This is a genomic window from Kitasatospora sp. NPDC092948 (assembly GCF_044754805.1).
Lineage (GTDB): Bacteria > Actinomycetota > Actinomycetes > Streptomycetales > Streptomycetaceae > Kitasatospora.
Map to the genome: position 1 here is coordinate 17,005 of NZ_JBIVPU010000004.1, position 17,502 is coordinate 34,506.

Here is a 17,502-nt window from a genome sequence, read left to right on the forward strand (position 1 = left end):
GTGGGGGTGCGGCCGGTTTGCGCCCTTGTTGTGCTAGCACCTCGGCGCTAGCGTGAAGTATGGCCAAGAAGCAGCTGAACGTCAGGGTGGATGCGACCACCGCCGAGATGGCCCGCGAGCGGGCCGAGCAGCAGGGGATCAGCATGAACCAGTACATCGAGCGTCTGGTGCAGCAGGACATGGGCGAGGCCGGGCGCAACTTCGTGGATGCCGCGGCGCAGTTCATGAAGGAGCACGAGGCGGCGTTCCTCGCGGAGTTCGGGTCGCCGAGCGAACTCCAGGACGTGCGCCGTTGAAACTTGAGGTCGACCTCTCGTGGCTGCTCATGACCGCCGAGCAGTACACGCCCGGTGACCCGCAGGTCACCGACTACGGATCGCTGCTCGCAGCGGTCACCAGGCATCAGGCCGAGATCTTCGACATCGCCGTCTACCCGGAGCCGCAGGACCGTGCGGCCGCGCTGATGCACCAGCTGATCCGGGTCCCCGCGCTGGAACGCAACAACGAGCTGTTCGCCACCGCCGTGGCCTACGCGTACCTGGTGGCCAGCGGCTGCCGGGTGGCGACCACCGCGCGGGAGGTGCGCAGCCTGGCCCGGGCGATCCGGGAGGGCAAGCTCGGGATCACGGGTGTGGCGGAGCGGCTGGCCATGTGGGTCGTCGACGAGTCGGAGGAGGAAGAGGTCGGCGACGACGGCGAGGAGTGAGCCGCCGGCACGTCGATACGTCGGCACGTCGATACGTCGGCGCAGGTCGGGTCAGGGGTCGGGAGAGCGACGAGGCGTCCGCAGCCGGGATACCCTCGACGTTCCCCCGGCCCCTGACGATCCCGCGAGGATGCGACCGAGTTGCTGCAGGACATCGAGCCCTATCTGGTCTGCCCGCACTGTGCCCACCCACTGACCCTGGACGGCCGCACCCTGCGCTGTTCGCAGGGCCACAGCTTCGACCAGGCCCGGCAGGGCTACGTCAGCCTGCTGGCCGGTGACGCGAAGGCGGGCACCGCCGACACCGCGGAGATGGTCGCCGCCCGCAGCGAGTTCCTGGCGGCCGGCCACTACCGTCCGCTGGAGCAGGCGCTGGCCGAGGCCGCGGCGGACGTCGCGGCGGACACCGGCCTGGTGGCCGACCTGGGCGCGGGCACCGGCCACTACCTGGCGCGGGTGCTCGAAGCGCGGCCCGGCGCGGCGGGCGCGGCCCTCGACCTGTCGAAGTACGCGCTGCGGCGGGCCGCGAAGGCGCACCCGAGGATCGGGGCCGTGGTGTGCGACGCGTGGCGCCCGCTGCCGCTGCGGGACGGCGCGGCGGACGTGCTGTTGAACGTGTTCGCGCCGCGCAACGGACCGGAGATGAGGCGGGTGCTGCGCCCGGGCGGGCGGCTGCTGGTCGCCGCGCCGACCTCCCGCCACCTGCGGGAACTGGTGGGCGTGCTGGGCCTGCTGTCGGTGGACGAGGACAAGGACCGGCGGATCGAGGAGAAGCTCGGCCCGTGGTTCACGCCGGTGGGGCGCACCGAGGTGGAGTTCGCGCTGCGGCTGTCGCGGACGGACGCCGCCGCGGTGGTCGGGATGGGGCCGAGCGCCTGGCACACCGACCCGGCCGCGCTGGCCGCCGCGCTGGACGGGCTGCCGCAGCCGGTGCAGGTCACCGGTTCGGTGCGGATCACCGCGTACGAGTGACACCCCGCCGGAGGCCCGGGGACGGTTGGGACTCGAAGGGGTGAAAGGCCGTCAGGAGAGACGATTCTCCAGCTCACTGCGGGCCTAGAGTGCTCGGAGTGACCAGCGAAGCCCCCTTGGCCCCGCCCCCGGTCGGGCCGCCCGACCGCTCCTCCGCCCAGCCGGGCCGGCGTCCGCTCGCGGAGCCCACTCCCTTGGTGAAGCGCCCGACCGTCGAGGAACTGCGGCTGACGTCCTTCAAGTCCTACCGGCGCGCCACCCTGCCGCTGTCGCCGCTGACCGTCCTGCACGGCCCGTCCGGGGCGGGCAAGTCCAACGCGCTGGACGCCCTCGCCGTGCTCTCCCGGCTCGCCCTCGGCGAGGAGATCAGGCCCTCGCTGGACGGCATCGGCGGGATCGGCGGCCCGCTCGCCGTCCCGGTGCGGGGCGGACTGGTCGGCTGCGTGCCGCACGGACGCAACGCGATCATCCTGGGCTGCACCGTCCGCACCGGCGTCGGGCCGGTCCGGCTCGAAGTGGTGGTGCGCACCGACGAACGCGTCCGGATCGCCCGCGAGTGGCTCACCCTGGACGGCCGGACCCTGATGGAGACCGGCGAACAGGACCTCGCCCGCGGCCGGGTCAACGTCACCTGGCACAACGACTCCCGGCAGGGCGACATCCGCGCACCGCTGTCCAGCAGCAGCCTGATCACCGCCCAACTGCCGCTGCGGGTGGCCGGGTCGTCCAACGGCGAACGCAAGGTGCTGGCCGCCTCCGAACAGCTGCTCACCGCGCTGCGCGAGGTGTTCGCCCTGCACCCGGTGCCCGCCGCGATGCGCGGCTGGGCCCGGCCCGAACCGCAGGCCCGGCTGCTCGGCACCGCCGCCAACATCTCCGCCGTCCTCGGCCGCCTCGAACAGGAATGCCAGCGCCGCTGGGCCCGGCTGCTGCGCACCGTCCAGGCCGCCGCCCCGCACCCGCTGCTCGGCCTGGACGTCGCCCGGCGCGGCGACGGCGCGCAGCAGCGGCTGATCGCCGTCTTCGACGAGGGCGTACTCGGCCGCACCGGCGCCGACCAGGCCTCCGACGGCATGCTGCGGCTGCTCGCCTTCGCCGCCGTCCTGCTCACCGGCGCAGACGTCATCGACGTCGACCCGGCCGCCGAAGTCCCCGACGCGCACCGGCAGTTGGTGCTGCTCGCCGAGGACCTCGGGGCCGGTCTGGCAGCCGAGCAGGTGGCCGCGCTGCTGCGCCTCGCCCGCGAAGTCACCGGCAAGGGCGACATCCGGCTGCTCGCCACCCTCCAGGACCCCGGTGCGGCGCTCGGCCTGGACGGCGTCGAACTGGTCGAGTGCCGCCGCGATCCGGCCACCGGTCACAGCCTGCTGCGCCGCACCGAACCCGTCGCCCGGGTGCCCGTCCAGGGCGCGGCGCGCGACGACTCCGCGGTGGTAGACCTGGGGGAATGAACGACGATCTCACCGTGCCCGAACTCCAGCGGCGACTTGCCGAGTTCGCGGCCGCCCGGAACTGGCAGCCGTTCCACACCCCGAAGAACCTGGCCTCGGCGCTGAGCGTCGAGGCCGGCGAACTGCTGGAGATCTTCCAGTGGTTGACGCCCGAGCAGGCCGGTGCGGTGATGGCGGACGCGGAGTCCGCGCACCGCGTCCGGGACGAGGTCGCCGATGTGCTGGCCTACCTGCTGCAGCTGTGCACCGTGCTGGAGGTGGATCCGCTGCGGGCGCTCACGGAGAAAATCGAGCGCAACGAGAGCCGATTCCCGGCGGCCTGAGGCAGCTTCTTCCTGCGCCTTGAGGAAGTTCCCCGCGCCCTGAGGCAGCTCCTGGAGCCCTGCGGCGGCGGCAGTTCCCCGCCCCCGAGGCAGTTCCCGGCGGGCGGGAAAATCATCCGGTTTTCCCTCCTGCGGGGGACCGGAGTTTTCCACAGGGCCGGGTTTTCCACAGGTGCGGCGAATGCGCTGGGAGCACCCGGCCGGCGGCGGCACGCTGAGCCCCTGACCGACCGCCGACCGACGGCGGCGGTGAACGAGGGGAGCGCTGCACCGTGGAGGCACTGCGACTGATCAAGACCGTCCGGCACGCCCTGGCCGAGGCCCGGGCCACCGCCGACATCCTGCACCAGGCCTGGCAGTCCGGGCTGCTCACCGAGACGGTCGGGGCCCGGATCGCCGACCACGAGGGCGAGGAGTTCGCCACCCTCGGGCAGCTGCTCTCGGAGGCCGGCTCGCACGCCGCGAGCTGCCTGCGGCACCCGCCCGACCGTGGCCCCTACGGGTCCGGAGGCCTGTTGGGCGACGGGCCGGTCAACGGGCTGGGCGACTGGTCCGGGCCGCCGCTGGTGGAGCGGCTCACCGAGCTCGGCGAGCTGGAGCCGGTACTGACGGAGCTCGCGGAGCTGCTCGCGGAGGCAGGCGAGAGCCTGGTGGTGCTGGCCTGCGGAGCGGAGACCGAAAGCCTGTACTGGGCCTGCATCGACGGGCTCGACGCGAACTCCGAATGCCGGGATCTGGTCGCCGAACTGCTGCGCGAGCGGCGGCGGGTCGAGGCGCCCGACGGGTTGTCACCGGAAGCGGCGGAGGGCGGGGCACCGGTCGAACCGGCGGCGCGTCCGGCGCCGGAGGAGGTGCCGGGCGGGGCCCTGCGGGGGGAGTCGAAGCTCGTGGTCCCGCTGGGCCCGCCGGTTCCGGTGGCGCGCGCTCAGTCGTGGGCCGAGTCGTCCGGCTCGGTCGTGGGTGCGGCGTCCCGCAGCTCGGAGTCGAGTCCGGCCAGGTCGGTGTTGATCGAGGCGAGCAGTTCCTGCATCTGCTCCAGCAACGACTTGGTGGTGGCGGGCGCGCCGCCCGTGGGGGTGCCCGGGGCGGGCGGCTCGGTCCAGGGCTCGGACATGAGAGGGCCCCTTCAGCTCGGTGGTGCGGGGTGAAGCGCCGGGGGATCGACGCCGCCGGTCCAACGAGCCCCCGCCACGCACGGTCACCCCGGACCACCCGTAGCGGTCCAACCCCGGGGCCCGGTCAGCCCCAGGGGTGAGCCGAGTTTGCGAGCCCGGCCCCCGCTCGGCTACGGCGCCGAGCGGAGGCCGACAGCACCTGAAAGGAGATCAGTTGTGCGAGTGCAGATCCGCGTTCAGACCGCCCCACGAACCGGAGCGGGCGATCACCTCGACCGCACCGGACTGCGAGTTGCGGCGGAACAGCAGGTTGTCCTGGCCGGACAGCTCCACCGCCTTCGCCACCGTGCCGTCCGGGGCGGTGACCCGGGTGCCGGCGGTGACGTACAGGCCCGCCTCCACCACGCAGTCGTTGCCCAGCGAGATGCCGATGCCCGCGTTGGCGCCCAGCAGGCAGCGCTCGCCCACCGAGACGATCTGCTTGCCGCCACCGGACAGGGTGCCCATGATCGAGGCGCCGCCACCGATGTCGCTGTGGTCGCCGACCACGACGCCCGCGCTGATCCGGCCCTCCACCATCGAGGTGCCCAGGGTGCCGGCGTTGAAGTTGACGAAGCCCTCGTGCATCACGGTGGTGCCCTCGGCCAGGTGCGCGCCGAGGCGGACCCGGTCGGCGTGCGCGACGCGCACCCCGCTCGGCGCCACGTAGTCGGTCATCCGCGGGAACTTGTCGATGCCGTACACGGCGAGCTGCCCGCCCTGGGCGCGCACCGCCAGCCGGGCCTGCTCCACGTTGCCCACCGGCACCGGGCCGATCGACGTCCAGGCGACGTTCGCCAGCAGGCCGAAGATGCCGTCCAGGTTCTGGCCGTGAGGCTTCACCAGCCGGGAGGAGAGCAGGTGCAGTCGCAGGTAGACGTCGTGCGCGTCCAGCGGCTTCTCGTCCAGCGAGGAGATCACGGTGCGCACCGCCACCACCTCGACGCCGCGCCGAGCGTCGGCGCGCAGCGCCTCGGCGGCGCCCGGGCCGAGCGCCAGCTCGGCCTCCTCGGCGCTCAGCCGGACAGTGCCCGACGGGCCGGGGGCAGCGGCCAGTTCGGGCGCGGGGAACCAGGTGTCGAGGACGGTGCCGTCGGCGGCGATGGTCGCCAGGCCGGCGGCCACCGCACCGTTTGCGGGAGTGGAGGTCTCAGCAGTCACATCCCGCACGTTAACCAATTGGGGCGAGGGCTGACCAACACGCTCACCGGACGGACAAAACCAGATGCCCGTGAACAGGCCCGACGACCATACTCGGCCTGGTGTTCGTATCCATCTCCACCGTCGGCACTGCCGAGAATCCTGCCTCCGACCTGGGCTTCCTCCTGCACAAGCACCCCGACCGGGTGCAGCGGTTCACCACCGCGCACGGCACCGCGCATGTCTTCTACCCCGAATCCGGGGAGCAAGCGTGCACCGCCGCGCTCCTGCTGGAGATCGACCCTGCGGCGCTGCTGCGCCACGGCCGCGGCAAGGGCCGCGCCGGATCGCCCGACCTGGCGCTCGCCGAGTACGTCAACGACCGGCCGTACGCCGCGTCCTCGCTGCTCGCGGTGGCGCTGCGCACGGTGTTCCGGTCCGCGATGAAGGGCGAGTGCGCGCACCGCCCCGAACTGCCCGGCCGCGTCATGCCGTTGCGGATCGCCCTGCCCGCCGTTCCCGTGGTGGGCGGCGGAGCGGACCTGGTGGAGCGGCTGTTCGCCCCGCTGGGCTGGCAGGTCGAGGCGACGCCCGTCCCGCTGGACGAGTCCTTCCCCGAGTGGGGCGACTCCCGGTACGTGCGGCTCGAACTCACCGGCACCCTGCGGCTCGCCGACGCCCTGCAGCACCTGTACGTGCTGCTGCCGGTGCTGGACGGCTCCAAGCACTACTGGGTCGCGCCCGACGAGGTCGACAAGCTGCTGGCGGCCGGCCAGGGCTGGCTCGCCGAGCACCCCGAACGCGCCCTGATCACCCGCCGCTACCTGTCCCGCCGCTGGTCGCTGACCAGGCTGGCGATGGAACGCCTCGCCCTGGCCCGCCTGGCCGAGGCCGACGACCGCGAGGCCGAGGAACTCGACAACGCCGTTCCCGACGACCCGGAGGAGGTGACCCCCATCGACCCGACCACCGACCCGATCACCGAACCGATCACCGAACCGATCACCGAACCGACCGCAGACGTGTCGGCCAGCGGCCCGGCCGGGCCTGCCGTCGACGCCGCGTCAACTCCGTCGCAGGCCGCGCAGGCCGCGCAGGCCGTGCAGTCACCGTCGGCCGCGCAGGCACCGCCGACCACCGAGCCGGAGCCGTGCGGACCGGGCGCCGACTCCCCCTTCGCGGGCGGCGAGGCAGCCGGGCGCGTCGGGTCGCTGGCGGAGCAGCGGCGTACCGCGATCCTGGCCGCGCTGGCCCGCACCGGTGCCGCCCGGGTGCTCGACCTGGGCTGCGGCCAGGGCGAGTTGGTGGGCGCGCTGCTCAAGGAGCCGCGGGTGAGCGAGGTGCTCGGTGTGGACGTGTCCTCCCGGGCGCTGGCGATCGCCGCTCGCCGACTCCGGCTGGACCGGATGTCGGAGCGTCAGGCCAGCCGGGTGCGGCTGGTCCAGGGCGCGCTGACGTACACCGACGCCCGGCTGAAGGGCTACGACGCGGCGGTGCTGTGCGAGGTGATCGAACACCTCGACCTGCCTCGGCTGCCCGCGCTGGAGTACGCCGTGTTCGGTGCGGCCAGGCCCGCCGCGGTCGTGGTCACCACCCCGAACGTCGAGTACAACGTGCGCTGGGAGAGCCTGCCCGCCGGGCACGTGCGGCACGGAGATCACCGCTTCGAGTGGAGCCGCGCCGAGTTCGTGGCCTGGGCGGAGCGGGTGGCGGAGAACTACGGCTACACGGTGGCGTTCGAGCCGGTCGGCCCTGTCGACCCGGAGGTCGGCGCACCCACCCAACTCGCACACTTCCGCGTCACCGAGCCCGATACGACCACCACCGGCGTGACCACCACCGGCGCGGCCGCCGCTGTCGCAGCCGGCCCGACCACCTCCACCGACCGCACCGACGCCCCGTCGAACGACCTCGCCCCGGAAGGGAGCGCCCACCGATGACCACCGAAACCCTGGAGGCCGGAACCCCGACCGGCCGGCGGCTCCCCGTCACCGATGTCTCGCTGGTGGTGCTGATCGGCAGCACCGGCTCCGGAAAGTCCAGCTTCGCCCGGAAGCACTTCCTGCCCACTCAGGTGATCTCCTCGGACTACTGCCGGGGGCTGGTCTCCGACGACGAGAACGACCAGTCCGCGTCGGCCGATGCCTTCGACGTGCTGCACTACATCGTCGGCAAGCGGCTCGCGGCCGGCCGGCTCACCGTGGTCGACGCCACCAACGTCCAGCAGGACGCCCGGCGTCAGCTGATCGCCCTCGCCCGGGAGCACCACGTGCTGCCGATCGCGATCGTGCTGGACGTGCCCGCCGAGGTGTGCGCCGAACGCAACCGGGCCCGGCCGGACCGGCAGTTGCCGGCCCACGTGATCCCTCGGCACCAGCGCGACCTGCGGCGCTCGCTGCGAGGCCTGGAACGCGAGGGCTTCCGCAAGGTGCACGTGCTGCGCGGGGTCGAGGAGATCGAGCACGCCGAGATCGTCCCGGAGAAGCGCTTCAACGACCTCCGGCACCTGACCGGCCCGTTCGACATCGTCGGCGACATCCACGGCTGCCGCTCCGAGCTGGAGACCCTGCTCGGCCGGCTCGGCTACGCGATCACCCGCGACGAACAGGGCCGCCCGGTCGACGCCGCGCACCCGGACGGCCGGACCGCGGTGTTCGTCGGCGACCTGGTCGACCGCGGCCCGGACAGCCCGGGCGTGCTGCGTCTGGTGATGGGCATGGTCACGGCGGGCCACGCGATCTGCGTGCCCGGCAACCACGAGAACAAGCTCGGCCGCTGGATGGACGGCCGCAAGGTCACCGTCTCGCACGGTCTGCAGGAGACGATCGATCAGCTGTCCGGCGAGAGCGAGGAGTTCCGCGCCCAGGTGCGGACGTTCATGCGCGGCCTGGTCAGCCACTACCTGCTGGACGGCGGCGCACTGGTGGTCTGCCACGCGGGCCTGCCCGAGAAGTTCCACGGCCGTGCCTCCGGCCGGGTCCGCTCGCACGCGCTGTACGGCGACACCACCGGTGAGACCGACGAGTACGGCCTGCCGGTCCGCTACCCGTGGGCCGAGGAGTACCGCGGCCGGGCCCTGGTGGTCTACGGCCACACCCCGGTGCCGGTCGCGAGCTTCCTCAACAACACCATCTGCCTCGACACCGGCTGCGTCTTCGGCGGCAGCCTCACCGCGCTGCGCTACCCGGAGCGGGAGATCGTCGGCGTGCCGGCCGAGCAGGAGTGGTACGAGCCGGTCCGCCCGCTGCGCAAGGACGCGCCCGGCGGCCGGGAGGGTCGCCCGCTGGACCTCGCCGACGTGGCCGGCCGCCGCGTGGTGGAGACCGCCACGCTCGGCAACGTCGGCGTCCGGGAGGAGAACGCCGCCGCCGCGCTGGAGGTGATGAGCCGCTTCGCGCTCGACCCGCGGCTGCTCGCCTACCTGCCGCCGACCATGGCGCCCTCGCCGACCTCCCGTCGCGAAGGCTTCCTGGAGCACCCCGAGGAGGCGATCCTCGCCTACCGGCACGACGGGGTGCGGCAGGTGATCTGCGAGGAGAAGCACATGGGCTCGCGCGCCGTCGTGCTGGTCGCCCGGGACGACACCGCGCTCGACAAGCGCTTCGGCCTGCCCGGCCGGGGCGCGATCTGGACCAGGACCGGCCGGGCCTTCCTGTCCGACGAGCAGCTCACCGGCGCGATACTCGACCGGCTGCGGGCCGCCGCCGAGCAGTCCGGTCTGTTCGACGAACTCGACACCGGCTGGCTGCTGCTGGACGCCGAGTTGATGCCCTGGTCGCTGAAGGCCGTCGAGCTGCTGCGCCGCCAGTACGCAGCGGTCGGCGCGGCCGCCGGCGCCGCGCTGCCGGTCGCGCTCGACGCCCTCGCCAAGGCCGCCGCCCGCGGACTGGACGTGACGGAGCTGACGGGACGCCAGCAGGAGCGCGCCGCCGACGCGCTGGCCTTCACCGAGGCGTACCGGCGCTACTGCTGGCCGACCGAGGGCCTCGACGGCATCCGGCTGGCCCCGTTCCAGCTGCTCGCCGCCGAGGGCACCAACCTGGCGCTGCGCCCGCACACCGAGCACCTCGACCTGATCGACCGCCTGGTGGACGCCGACCACCGGCTCGCCGAGGCGTCGGACGGCACCACCGCCTTGCTGCACCGCACCGGGCGGATGCTGGTCGACACCGAGGACGAGTCCTCGGTGGCCGCCGCCACCGCCTGGTGGGACGCGCTGACCGGCGCGGGCGGCGAGGGCATGGTGGTCAAGCCGGTCGAGGCACTGCACCGGGACGGTACGGGGCGGCTGGTCCAGCCCGGCCTGAAGGTCCGCGGCCGCGAGTACCTGCGGATCATCTACGGCCCGGACTACACCCGGCAGCTGGACCGGCTCCGGCAGCGGTCGCTGGGCCACAAGCGCTCGCTCGCACTGCGCGAGTACGCGCTCGGCCTGGAGGCGCTGGACCGACTGGCGGCCGGCGAGCCGCTCTGGCGGGTGCACGAGGCGGTGTTCGCGGTGCTGGCCCTGGAGTCCGAGCCGGTCGACCCCCGCCTCTGACGCCCACCGCCGGATCCGGCCGGGGAGCCCTGCCCCGGCCGGGTCGGGTGCGGCCGGCTCCGGTGCCGCCGGTTCGCCGCCCCCGTCGGGCCCGCCGCCGGAAACGGACCTCGATGTGCATGAATATTCGATAACTCGTATACACTTCCCGTCTCAGTCCGTTGACCGACCCAGGAGACCGGTATGGCGTTCAACCTCCGGAACAGGCACTTCCTCAAGGAGATCGACTTCACTCCCCAGGAGTTCCGTCACCTGGTCGACCTTGCCGCGCAGCTCAAGGCCGCCAAGTACGCCGGTACCGAGCAGCCGCGGCTGACGGGCAAGAACATCGCCCTGATCTTCGCCAAGACCTCCACCCGCACCCGTTGCGCGTTCGAGGTGGCGGCCCACGACCAGGGTGCGTCCACCACCTACCTGGACCCGGCCGGCTCGCAGATGGGTCACAAGGAGTCGGTCAAGGACACCGCCCGGGTGCTGGGCCGGATGTTCGACGGCATTGAGTACCGCGGCGACGGCCAGGAGATCGTCGAGGAGTTGGCCGCCCACGCGGGCGTCCCGGTCTGGAACGGCCTGACCGACGAGTGGCACCCCACCCAGATGCTGGCCGACGTGCTCACCATCCGGGAGCACTCCACCAAGCCGCTGAACGAGACCACCCTGGTCTACCTCGGCGACGCCCGCTCCAACATGGGCAACTCGCTGCTGGTCACCGGCGCGCTGCTGGGCATGGACATCCGGATCGTCGCCCCGGCGCAGCTGTGGCCGTCGGAGGAGGTCCAGAAGGCCGCGCACACGCTGGCCGAGGCCAGCGGCGCGCTGATCACGCTGACCGAGGACGTGGCGGCGGGCGTGGCCGGTGCGGACTTCCTGTACACCGACGTCTGGGTGTCGATGGGTGAGCCCAAGGAGGTCTGGGCCGAGCGGATCGCGCTGCTGAAGCCGTACCAGGTGTCCATGGACACGGTGCGCGCCACCGGCAACCCGGCGGTCAAGTTCCTGCACTGCCTGCCCGCGTACCACGACCTCGGCACCGAGATCGGCCGCCAGATGTTCGAACTCACCGGCATGTCCGAGCTGGAGTGCACCGACGAACTCTTCGAGTCGACGCACTCCGTGGTCTTCGACCAGGCCGAGAACCGCCTGCACACCATCAAGGCCGTGATGGTGGCGACCCTCGGCTCCTGACCGCCGCCACCTGCCTGCCGACTCCTGGCCCCCGACTCCTGACCTTCGGCGCCCGGCGCCGCCGATCGCCGGGCGTCGAGGGTCAGAAATCGACGTCCACGCAGCCCACCCGGTCGGTGGGCGCGTGCGACCCGGCATCGGGGCCGGCATGCAGCACCAGCGAGTGCGCCCCGTCGGGCCGGAACGTCCACGGGACGGTCGCCGAGGCGTCGCCGCGCCCGCCGGGGTCGGTGCGCACTGTCATCCGCAGCTCGTTGTCCGCGGCGTCCGAACCCGCCGTGTGCTGGTAGTGCGGCCCGGACGTCGTCGGGTCGGCGCTGCAGTGGCCGGTGTGCACGTGCGTCGGGAACTCGTGCGAGCCTGCCACCCCGGCCAGTTCCACCGCGACGGTCGTCCGGCCCGCCTCCCGGTGGACGGTGACCCGCACCTGCGCGCCGTACGGCACCAGGTCGGGCTCGTGGGTGATCGCCCTGGCGGGGACGATGCCGTCGGCGCGGTCGAAGCGGGCGTCCACCACCTGGTCGGGGACGGCCCCGAGCGGCGTCCCGGCCGGGCCCGCGACGGCGGGCGGGCCGACCGGCAGCAGGGCGAGCGGCATCAGCAGTGCACCGGAGACGGAGGGCAGGGGCATCGCGGACCTTCCGACGGGCCGTCAGGGAACATCGCCCACCGTGGCCGCCGGTCGCCCCGTCACGCACGTCGCCGTGCCGCAGTGCCGCCCGCAGTCACCCGTACGAGAACGCCCGGCCGGGCGCAGAACCGTCCCGGTCGACCTCGACGGACCGTCAGCGGGCAACCGGCCCGGCCCCGGCTCGGCCCGTCCCAGCCCAGCCCGGCCCGTCCCAGCCCAGCCTGTCACAGCCCGTCCCGGTCGAAGCCGGCAGCCCGGCAGTGACGAGGCCGGGCCACCCCGGGGCTGCGCCGGCCCGCTCAGCCCGCTGCGGTGATGCCGCGGATCTCGCAGCGCGGACCGCTGGCGCGCATCAGCCGCAGGTCGGCGGTGATCAACGGGGCGTCGCAGGCTTCGGCGACCGCGACGTAGGCGGCGTCGTCCGGGGTCAGGTTGTCCTTGAGTTCCCAGATCCGGCCGAGCAGCGGCGCAATCTCCACCTTGCGGATCGTCAGCTCCGGCAGCCGCCGGGCGACTTCGGCCGCCTGTTCGGCGGTCACCTCCTTGGCGAGGTAGAGCCCGCGCAGCGACTGCATCACCTCGATCAGCACGTGCTCGGGCGCGACCCAGTCGGGGTCGGCGGCCAGTGCTGCCCGGGCCGCGGCCCCTCGCGGGCCCTGGTCGGCGAGCGAGAGCACCACTGCGGAAGCGTCCACCACGATCACCCGCCCACGGTAGCCCGCCCGGCCCGCGGCTCGGCGTCGGGGTGCCCCAACCGCCGTTCCCGGCCTGCGGCTCGGCGGCGTGCTGCCCCAACCAGGGCTCGCTGCCTGCGGCTCGGCGTCGGGGTGCCCCAACCGGCGCTCGCTGCCCGGCTATTGCGACGTCCCGCCCAGCGGCGTGCCGGGGTGCGCGCCCAGGGGCAGGTGCGACACCGCCGCAGTCGGCCGCCCCGTCGAGGTCCGGTCGGGGCCGGGCTCCGGCTGCGGCGCGGGGGTCTCGGCGTTCTCCTGGGCGATGAAGGTCGGCCAGTCCGGTCCGGTCACCCACTTCATGAGGCTCGAGAGGCTCACCAAGGGCTCGTCCCCGTCGGTGCCGACGGCGATCAGGGTGATCAGGACGCCGTCGGCCTGCCGCAGCTTCGTCACGTAGCTGATCTGGCCGGCCTCGTCGTACCTGGTGAAGGCCACGCCGGTGTCGCCCTTGCCGCCGGTGAGCGGTCGGCAGTTCTCGTCGGCGGGGTTGGTGGTGCAGTCGAGGCGGTCGAACGGCGGCTGCGTCCGGCCGGTCGGGAACGACACCTGGATCTCGAAGGTGCCGGTGCGTTGGTCGCCGAGGCTGCGCAGGCGGGCCAGGAAGACGGTCTGCACCTGGGTGTCCGAGGTGGCGCGGCGGCCGTTCCAGGTGTCGATGGTCAGTTCCGGGCTCAGCAGCTTCTCCAGCATGGCCCGGGTGCGGGTGCCGTTCATCGGCGCCCAGCCCGGCGGCAGGGTCGGCTGCGGCGAGGGGACGGGCGCCACCGACCCGGCGGCGGCGGGGGCGACGGCGGGGGCGGGCGGGGCGGGGCGCAGCAGGAGTCCGCCGCCGAGGGCCAGCCCGGCGACCGTGAGGACGGTCCCGAGCAGCGCGGCCCGCCGGCGCAGCCGGATGGACCGGCCCCGGGCGGTGGCCCCGGCGACGAGCAGGCCGAGATCGGGTGCCGCGTCGCCGACCGCCCGCTGGAAGACGTCGTTCAGCTCCTGCTCGGGCATCGGGGAGTTCTCGCTTTCTGACGGCACGTCGGTCGGGTCGGCGGGCGGCCGGGCGGCCGAACGGTCCCAGCAGGGCAGCAGGGGAGGGGTCACGGGACGAGGGTGTCCAGGTGCGGGGCGAGTTGGCGGCGCAGCCGGGTGAGGGCGCGCAGCGCGCGGACCCGGACGGTGCCGGGGGAGAGCTGGAGTTCCGCGGCGGTCTCCTCGACGCTGCGGTCCTCCCAGTAGCGCAGCACCAGGACGGCCCGGTCCTTGGGCGGCAGTTCGGCGAGGGCGGCGAGCAGGGCGACGCGCAGGGCCGGGTCGCTGTCGGGGGCGGCCTGTTCGGGGAGGAGGTCGAGGCCGGGCAGTTCGCTGCTGCGGCGCAGCCGCCGGTGGGAGAGGTAGCAGCGCAGCAGCACGGTGCGGGCGTAGGCGACCGGGTTGTCGGCCTGCCGGACCCGGCCCCAGGAGGCGTAGATGCGGGCGAGCGCGGTCTGGGTGAGGTCCTCGGCGAGGTGCCAGTCGCCGCAGAGCAGCAGGGCGGTGCGGAACAGCGCGGTGCCGCGGGCGTGCGCGAACTCCTCGAACTCGCGTCGCTCCTCGGCCCGTCGCCGCCCCACCGCCATCCGCACCCCTCGTCACGTGCCGGTTCCGGCGGCCCCGCCTGGCCTGCTCGGTACATGAGGACAGATGCGCCGGGGCTGCGGTTGCGTTACAGGATGTGCCGGTGAAGTTTGGACGGAGCCATGCACTATGGTTTATCTCGACATCGAGATACATTCGGCGTTAGACTTTATCTTGACGTCAAGATACTTGCCGAGAGGCGCAGGCCCCGCGTTCGGCGGGCCTTCCATCATCGGCTCGGTGGGCAGGCGACCGACAGGTTAGCCAAGCCTTACCTTACCACCGGGTGGACCAAGAAGGAGTCAGTCGTGTCCGCGAACAGCTTCGACGCCCGCAGCTCGCTGCAGGTGGGCGACGAGTCGTACGAGATCTTCAAGCTCTCCGCCGTCGAGGGTTCCGAGCGGCTGCCGTACAGCCTCAAGGTCCTGCTGGAGAACCTGCTCCGCACCGAGGACGGCGCCAACATCACCGCCGACCACATCCGCGCGCTGGGCGGCTGGGACCCGACGGCCGAGCCGTCCGAGGAGATCCAGTTCACCCCGGCCCGCGTGATCATGCAGGACTTCACCGGCGTGCCCTGCGTGGTCGACCTGGCCACCATGCGCGAGGCCGTGAAGGAGCTGGGCGGCGACCCGTCCAAGATCAACCCGCTGGCGCCGGCCGAGCTGGTCATCGACCACTCCGTCATCGCCGACAAGTTCGGCACCCCGGACGCCTTCGTCCAGAACGTCGAGATCGAGTACGGCCGCAACAAGGAGCGCTACCAGTTCCTGCGCTGGGGCCAGACCGCGTTCGACGAGTTCAAGGTCGTCCCGCCGGGCACCGGCATCGTCCACCAGGTCAACATCGAGCACCTGGCCCGCACCGTCATGGTGCGAGGCGGCCAGGCGTACCCGGACACCTGCGTCGGCACCGACTCGCACACCACCATGGTCAACGGCCTGGGTGTGCTGGGCTGGGGCGTCGGCGGCATCGAGGCCGAGGCCGCGATGCTCGGCCAGCCGGTCTCGATGCTGATCCCGCGCGTGGTCGGCTTCAAGCTGAACGGCCAGCTGCCGGCCGGCACCACCGCCACCGACCTGGTGCTCACCATCACCGAGATGCTGCGCAAGCACGGTGTGGTCGGCAAGTTCGTCGAGTTCTACGGCGAGGGCGTCACCTCGATCCCGCTGGCGAACCGCGCCACCATCGGCAACATGTCGCCGGAGTTCGGCTCGACCTGTGCGATCTTCCCGATCGACGCCGAGACCATCAACTACCTGAAGCTCACCGGCCGTGACGAGCAGCAGCTCGCCCTGGTCGAGGCGTACGCCAAGGAGCAGGGCCTCTGGCACGACCCGTCGGTCGAGCCGGTCTTCTCCGAGTACCTGGAGCTGGACGTCTCCACCGTCGTCCCGTCGATCTCCGGCCCGAAGCGCCCGCAGGACCGCGTGATCCTGGCCGAGGCCGCCGAGAAGTTCGCCGAGGCGCTGCCGACCTACTCCGCCGAGGCCTCGAAGCCGACCGCCGTCACCGCCCCCGACGGCTCGACCTACGAGATCGACAACGGCGCGGTCGTGATCGCCTCGATCACCTCCTGCACCAACACCTCCAACCCCTCCGTCATGCTGGGCGCTGCCCTGCTGGCGAAGAAGGCCGTGGAGAAGGGCCTGCACGTCAAGCCCTGGGTCAAGACCACCCTGGCGCCCGGCTCCAAGGTCGTCATGGACTACTACGAGAAGGCCGGCCTGCTCCCGTACATGGAGAAGCTGGGCTTCAACCTGGTCGGCTACGGCTGCGTCACCTGCATCGGCAACTCGGGCCCGCTGCCCGAGGAGGTCTCCGCCGCGGTGAACGAGTCCGACCTGGCGGTCGTCTCGGTGCTGTCCGGCAACCGCAACTTCGAGGGCCGGATCAACCCGGACGTCAAGATGAACTACCTGGCGTCCCCGCCGCTGGTGGTCGCCTACGCCCTCGCCGGCAACATGAACGTCGACATCACCAAGGACGCCCTGGGCCAGGACGCGGACGGCAACGACGTCTTCCTCGCCGACATCTGGCCGTCCGAGCAGGAGGTCGCCAACGCGGTCGCCGGCTCGATCGACGAGGCCATGTTCGACAAGGGCTACCAGGACGTCTTCGCCGGCGACCACCGCTGGCAGTCGCTCCCGGTCCCGACCGGCAACACCTTCGAGTGGGACGCCGAGTCCACCTACGTCCGCAAGCCCCCGTACTTCGAGGGCATGGCCAAGACCCCGAGCCCGGTGACCGACATCGCCGGCGCCCGCGTGCTGGCCAAGCTGGGCGACTCGGTCACCACCGACCACATCTCCCCGGCCGGCAACATCAAGCCGGGCACCCCGGCGGCGCAGTACCTCACCGAGCACGGTGTGGAGAAGCGTGACTTCAACTCCTACGGCTCGCGCCGTGGCAACCACGAGGTCATGATCCGCGGCACCTTCGCCAACATCCGCCTGCGCAACCAGATCGCGCCGGGCACCGAGGGCGGCTACACCCGCGACTTCACCCAGGCCGACGCGCCGGTGTCGTTCATCTACGACGCCTCGCAGAACTACCAGGCCGCGGGCATCCCGCTGGTGGTCCTGGCCGGCAAGGAGTACGGCTCCGGCTCGTCCCGCGACTGGGCGGCCAAGGGCACCGCGCTGCTCGGCGTCAAGGCCGTCATCGCCGAGTCCTACGAGCGCATCCACCGCTCCAACCTGATCGGCATGGGCGTCCTGCCGCTGCAGTTCCCGGCCGGCCAGAACGCCGACTCGCTGGGCCTGACCGGCGAGGAGACCTTCGAGTTCACCGGTGTCACCGAGCTGAACGAGGGCCGCACCCCGAAGACCGTCAAGGTCAAGGCCGGCGCCGTCGAGTTCGACGCCGTGGTGCGCATCGACACCCCCGGCGAGGCGGACTACTACCGCAACGGCGGCATCCTGCAGTACGTGCTGCGCAGCCTGATCGGCTGATCGGGCACAGCTGCTGACCTGACGCGCAGTCAAGAGCCGCACCGCTCCCGCGAGGAGTGGTGCGGCTCTTTGCCATTTCTTGGAGGAATTCGGCCATCCTCTTGTGCGGT

At 72.5% G+C, this 17,502-nt stretch carries 15 protein-coding genes; 10 read left to right on the forward strand and 5 right to left on the reverse strand.

The features are described 5' to 3' along the window. Positions 1-59: 59 nt before the first annotated feature. The 6 genes from ACIQF6_RS13650 (at position 60) to ACIQF6_RS13675 (ending at position 4,600) form a co-directional block, all read left to right on the forward strand. A complete protein-coding gene (locus tag ACIQF6_RS13650) occupies positions 60-296 on the forward strand; it encodes a toxin-antitoxin system HicB family antitoxin (RefSeq protein ID WP_035862820.1) in 237 nt (78 codons plus the stop codon). Further along, positions 293-706 carry a hypothetical protein gene (locus ACIQF6_RS13655; RefSeq protein WP_043914018.1) on the forward strand — a complete coding sequence of 138 codons (414 nt, stop codon included), beginning with the start codon at positions 293-295 and terminating at the stop codon, positions 704-706. The genes ACIQF6_RS13650 and ACIQF6_RS13655 overlap by 4 nt, the downstream gene beginning before the upstream one ends. Positions 707-847: 141 nt before the next feature. Further along, positions 848-1,678 (forward strand): putative RNA methyltransferase, encoded by an 831-nt coding sequence (locus ACIQF6_RS13660; protein WP_400893970.1) that lies wholly within the window; start codon positions 848-850, stop codon positions 1,676-1,678. A gap of 98 nt (positions 1,679-1,776) precedes the next feature. Then, on the forward strand, positions 1,777-3,129 hold the full coding sequence (locus ACIQF6_RS13665) for an AAA family ATPase (protein ID WP_400893972.1): 1,353 nt from the start codon (positions 1,777-1,779) through the stop codon (positions 3,127-3,129). Beyond that, a complete protein-coding gene (locus tag ACIQF6_RS13670) occupies positions 3,126-3,452 on the forward strand; it encodes a nucleotide pyrophosphohydrolase (RefSeq protein WP_400893974.1) in 327 nt (108 codons plus the stop codon). Before ACIQF6_RS13665 ends, ACIQF6_RS13670 begins: the two co-directional genes overlap by 4 nt. A 272-nt stretch (positions 3,453-3,724) precedes the next feature. Beyond that, positions 3,725-4,600 carry a DUF6099 family protein gene (locus tag ACIQF6_RS13675; protein WP_400893976.1) on the forward strand — a complete coding sequence of 292 codons (876 nt, stop codon included), beginning with the start codon at positions 3,725-3,727 and terminating at the stop codon, positions 4,598-4,600. A gap of 177 nt (positions 4,601-4,777) precedes the next feature. Here ACIQF6_RS13675 and dapD read toward each other — a convergent pair whose 3' ends face one another. Beyond that, entirely contained in the window at positions 4,778-5,767 is a 990-nt protein-coding gene (gene dapD, locus ACIQF6_RS13680) for a 2,3,4,5-tetrahydropyridine-2,6-dicarboxylate N-succinyltransferase (RefSeq protein WP_400893978.1), read from the reverse strand. Positions 5,768-5,868: 101 nt separating this feature from the next. On the opposite strand from dapD, the gene ACIQF6_RS13685 reads away from it, so the two are divergent. The 3 genes from ACIQF6_RS13685 (at position 5,869) to argF (ending at position 11,471) form a co-directional block, all read left to right on the forward strand. Beyond that, complete coding sequence (locus ACIQF6_RS13685) at positions 5,869-7,686, forward strand: 3' terminal RNA ribose 2'-O-methyltransferase Hen1 (protein ID WP_400893980.1); 1,818 nt, start codon at positions 5,869-5,871, stop codon at positions 7,684-7,686. Then, positions 7,683-10,286 carry a polynucleotide kinase-phosphatase gene (locus ACIQF6_RS13690; RefSeq protein WP_400893982.1) on the forward strand — a complete coding sequence of 868 codons (2,604 nt, stop codon included), beginning with the start codon at positions 7,683-7,685 and terminating at the stop codon, positions 10,284-10,286. The genes ACIQF6_RS13685 and ACIQF6_RS13690 overlap by 4 nt, the downstream gene beginning before the upstream one ends. A 183-nt stretch (positions 10,287-10,469) precedes the next feature. Then, positions 10,470-11,471, forward strand: coding sequence for an ornithine carbamoyltransferase (gene argF, locus ACIQF6_RS13695; RefSeq protein WP_400893984.1), 1,002 nt, complete (start codon positions 10,470-10,472; stop codon positions 11,469-11,471). Between the two features lie 82 nt (positions 11,472-11,553). Here the strand turns inward: argF and ACIQF6_RS13700 are convergent, their stop codons facing one another. From ACIQF6_RS13700 to ACIQF6_RS13715, 4 genes are all read right to left on the reverse strand, one after another. Next, entirely contained in the window at positions 11,554-12,102 is a 549-nt protein-coding gene (locus tag ACIQF6_RS13700) for a superoxide dismutase family protein (protein WP_400893986.1), read from the reverse strand. 299 nt (positions 12,103-12,401) lie between these two features. After that, positions 12,402-12,806, reverse strand: a complete 405-nt coding sequence (locus ACIQF6_RS13705; RefSeq protein WP_400893988.1) for a type II toxin-antitoxin system VapC family toxin — start codon at positions 12,804-12,806, stop codon at positions 12,402-12,404. Between the two features lie 150 nt (positions 12,807-12,956). Next, positions 12,957-13,925, reverse strand: a complete 969-nt coding sequence (locus ACIQF6_RS13710) for a hypothetical protein (RefSeq protein ID WP_400893990.1) — start codon at positions 13,923-13,925, stop codon at positions 12,957-12,959. After that, a complete protein-coding gene (locus ACIQF6_RS13715; protein WP_400893992.1) occupies positions 13,922-14,440 on the reverse strand; it encodes a SigE family RNA polymerase sigma factor in 519 nt (172 codons plus the stop codon). The genes ACIQF6_RS13710 and ACIQF6_RS13715 overlap by 4 nt, the downstream gene beginning before the upstream one ends. 306 nt (positions 14,441-14,746) lie before the next feature. Here ACIQF6_RS13715 and acnA point away from each other — a divergent pair, with 306 nt between their 5' ends. Next, positions 14,747-17,392 carry an aconitate hydratase AcnA gene (acnA, locus tag ACIQF6_RS13720; protein ID WP_400893994.1) on the forward strand — a complete coding sequence of 882 codons (2,646 nt, stop codon included), beginning with the start codon at positions 14,747-14,749 and terminating at the stop codon, positions 17,390-17,392. Positions 17,393-17,502 lie beyond the last annotated feature (110 nt).

Excerpts from the sequence above, each read along its gene's own strand:
- ACIQF6_RS13650 (WP_035862820.1), top strand. The coding sequence starts at position 60 with ATGGCCAAGAAGCAGCTGAACGTCAGGGTGGATGCGACCACCGCCGAG.
- ACIQF6_RS13670 (WP_400893974.1), top strand. The coding sequence starts at position 3,126 with ATGAACGACGATCTCACCGTGCCCGAACTCCAGCGGCGACTTGCCGAG.
- ACIQF6_RS13690 (WP_400893982.1), top strand. The coding sequence starts at position 7,683 with ATGACCACCGAAACCCTGGAGGCCGGAACCCCGACCGGCCGGCGGCTC.
- argF (WP_400893984.1), top strand. The coding sequence starts at position 10,470 with ATGGCGTTCAACCTCCGGAACAGGCACTTCCTCAAGGAGATCGACTTC.
- ACIQF6_RS13700 (WP_400893986.1), bottom strand. The coding sequence starts at position 12,102 with ATGCCCCTGCCCTCCGTCTCCGGTGCACTGCTGATGCCGCTCGCCCTG.
- ACIQF6_RS13715 (WP_400893992.1), bottom strand. The coding sequence starts at position 14,440 with ATGGCGGTGGGGCGGCGACGGGCCGAGGAGCGACGCGAGTTCGAGGAG.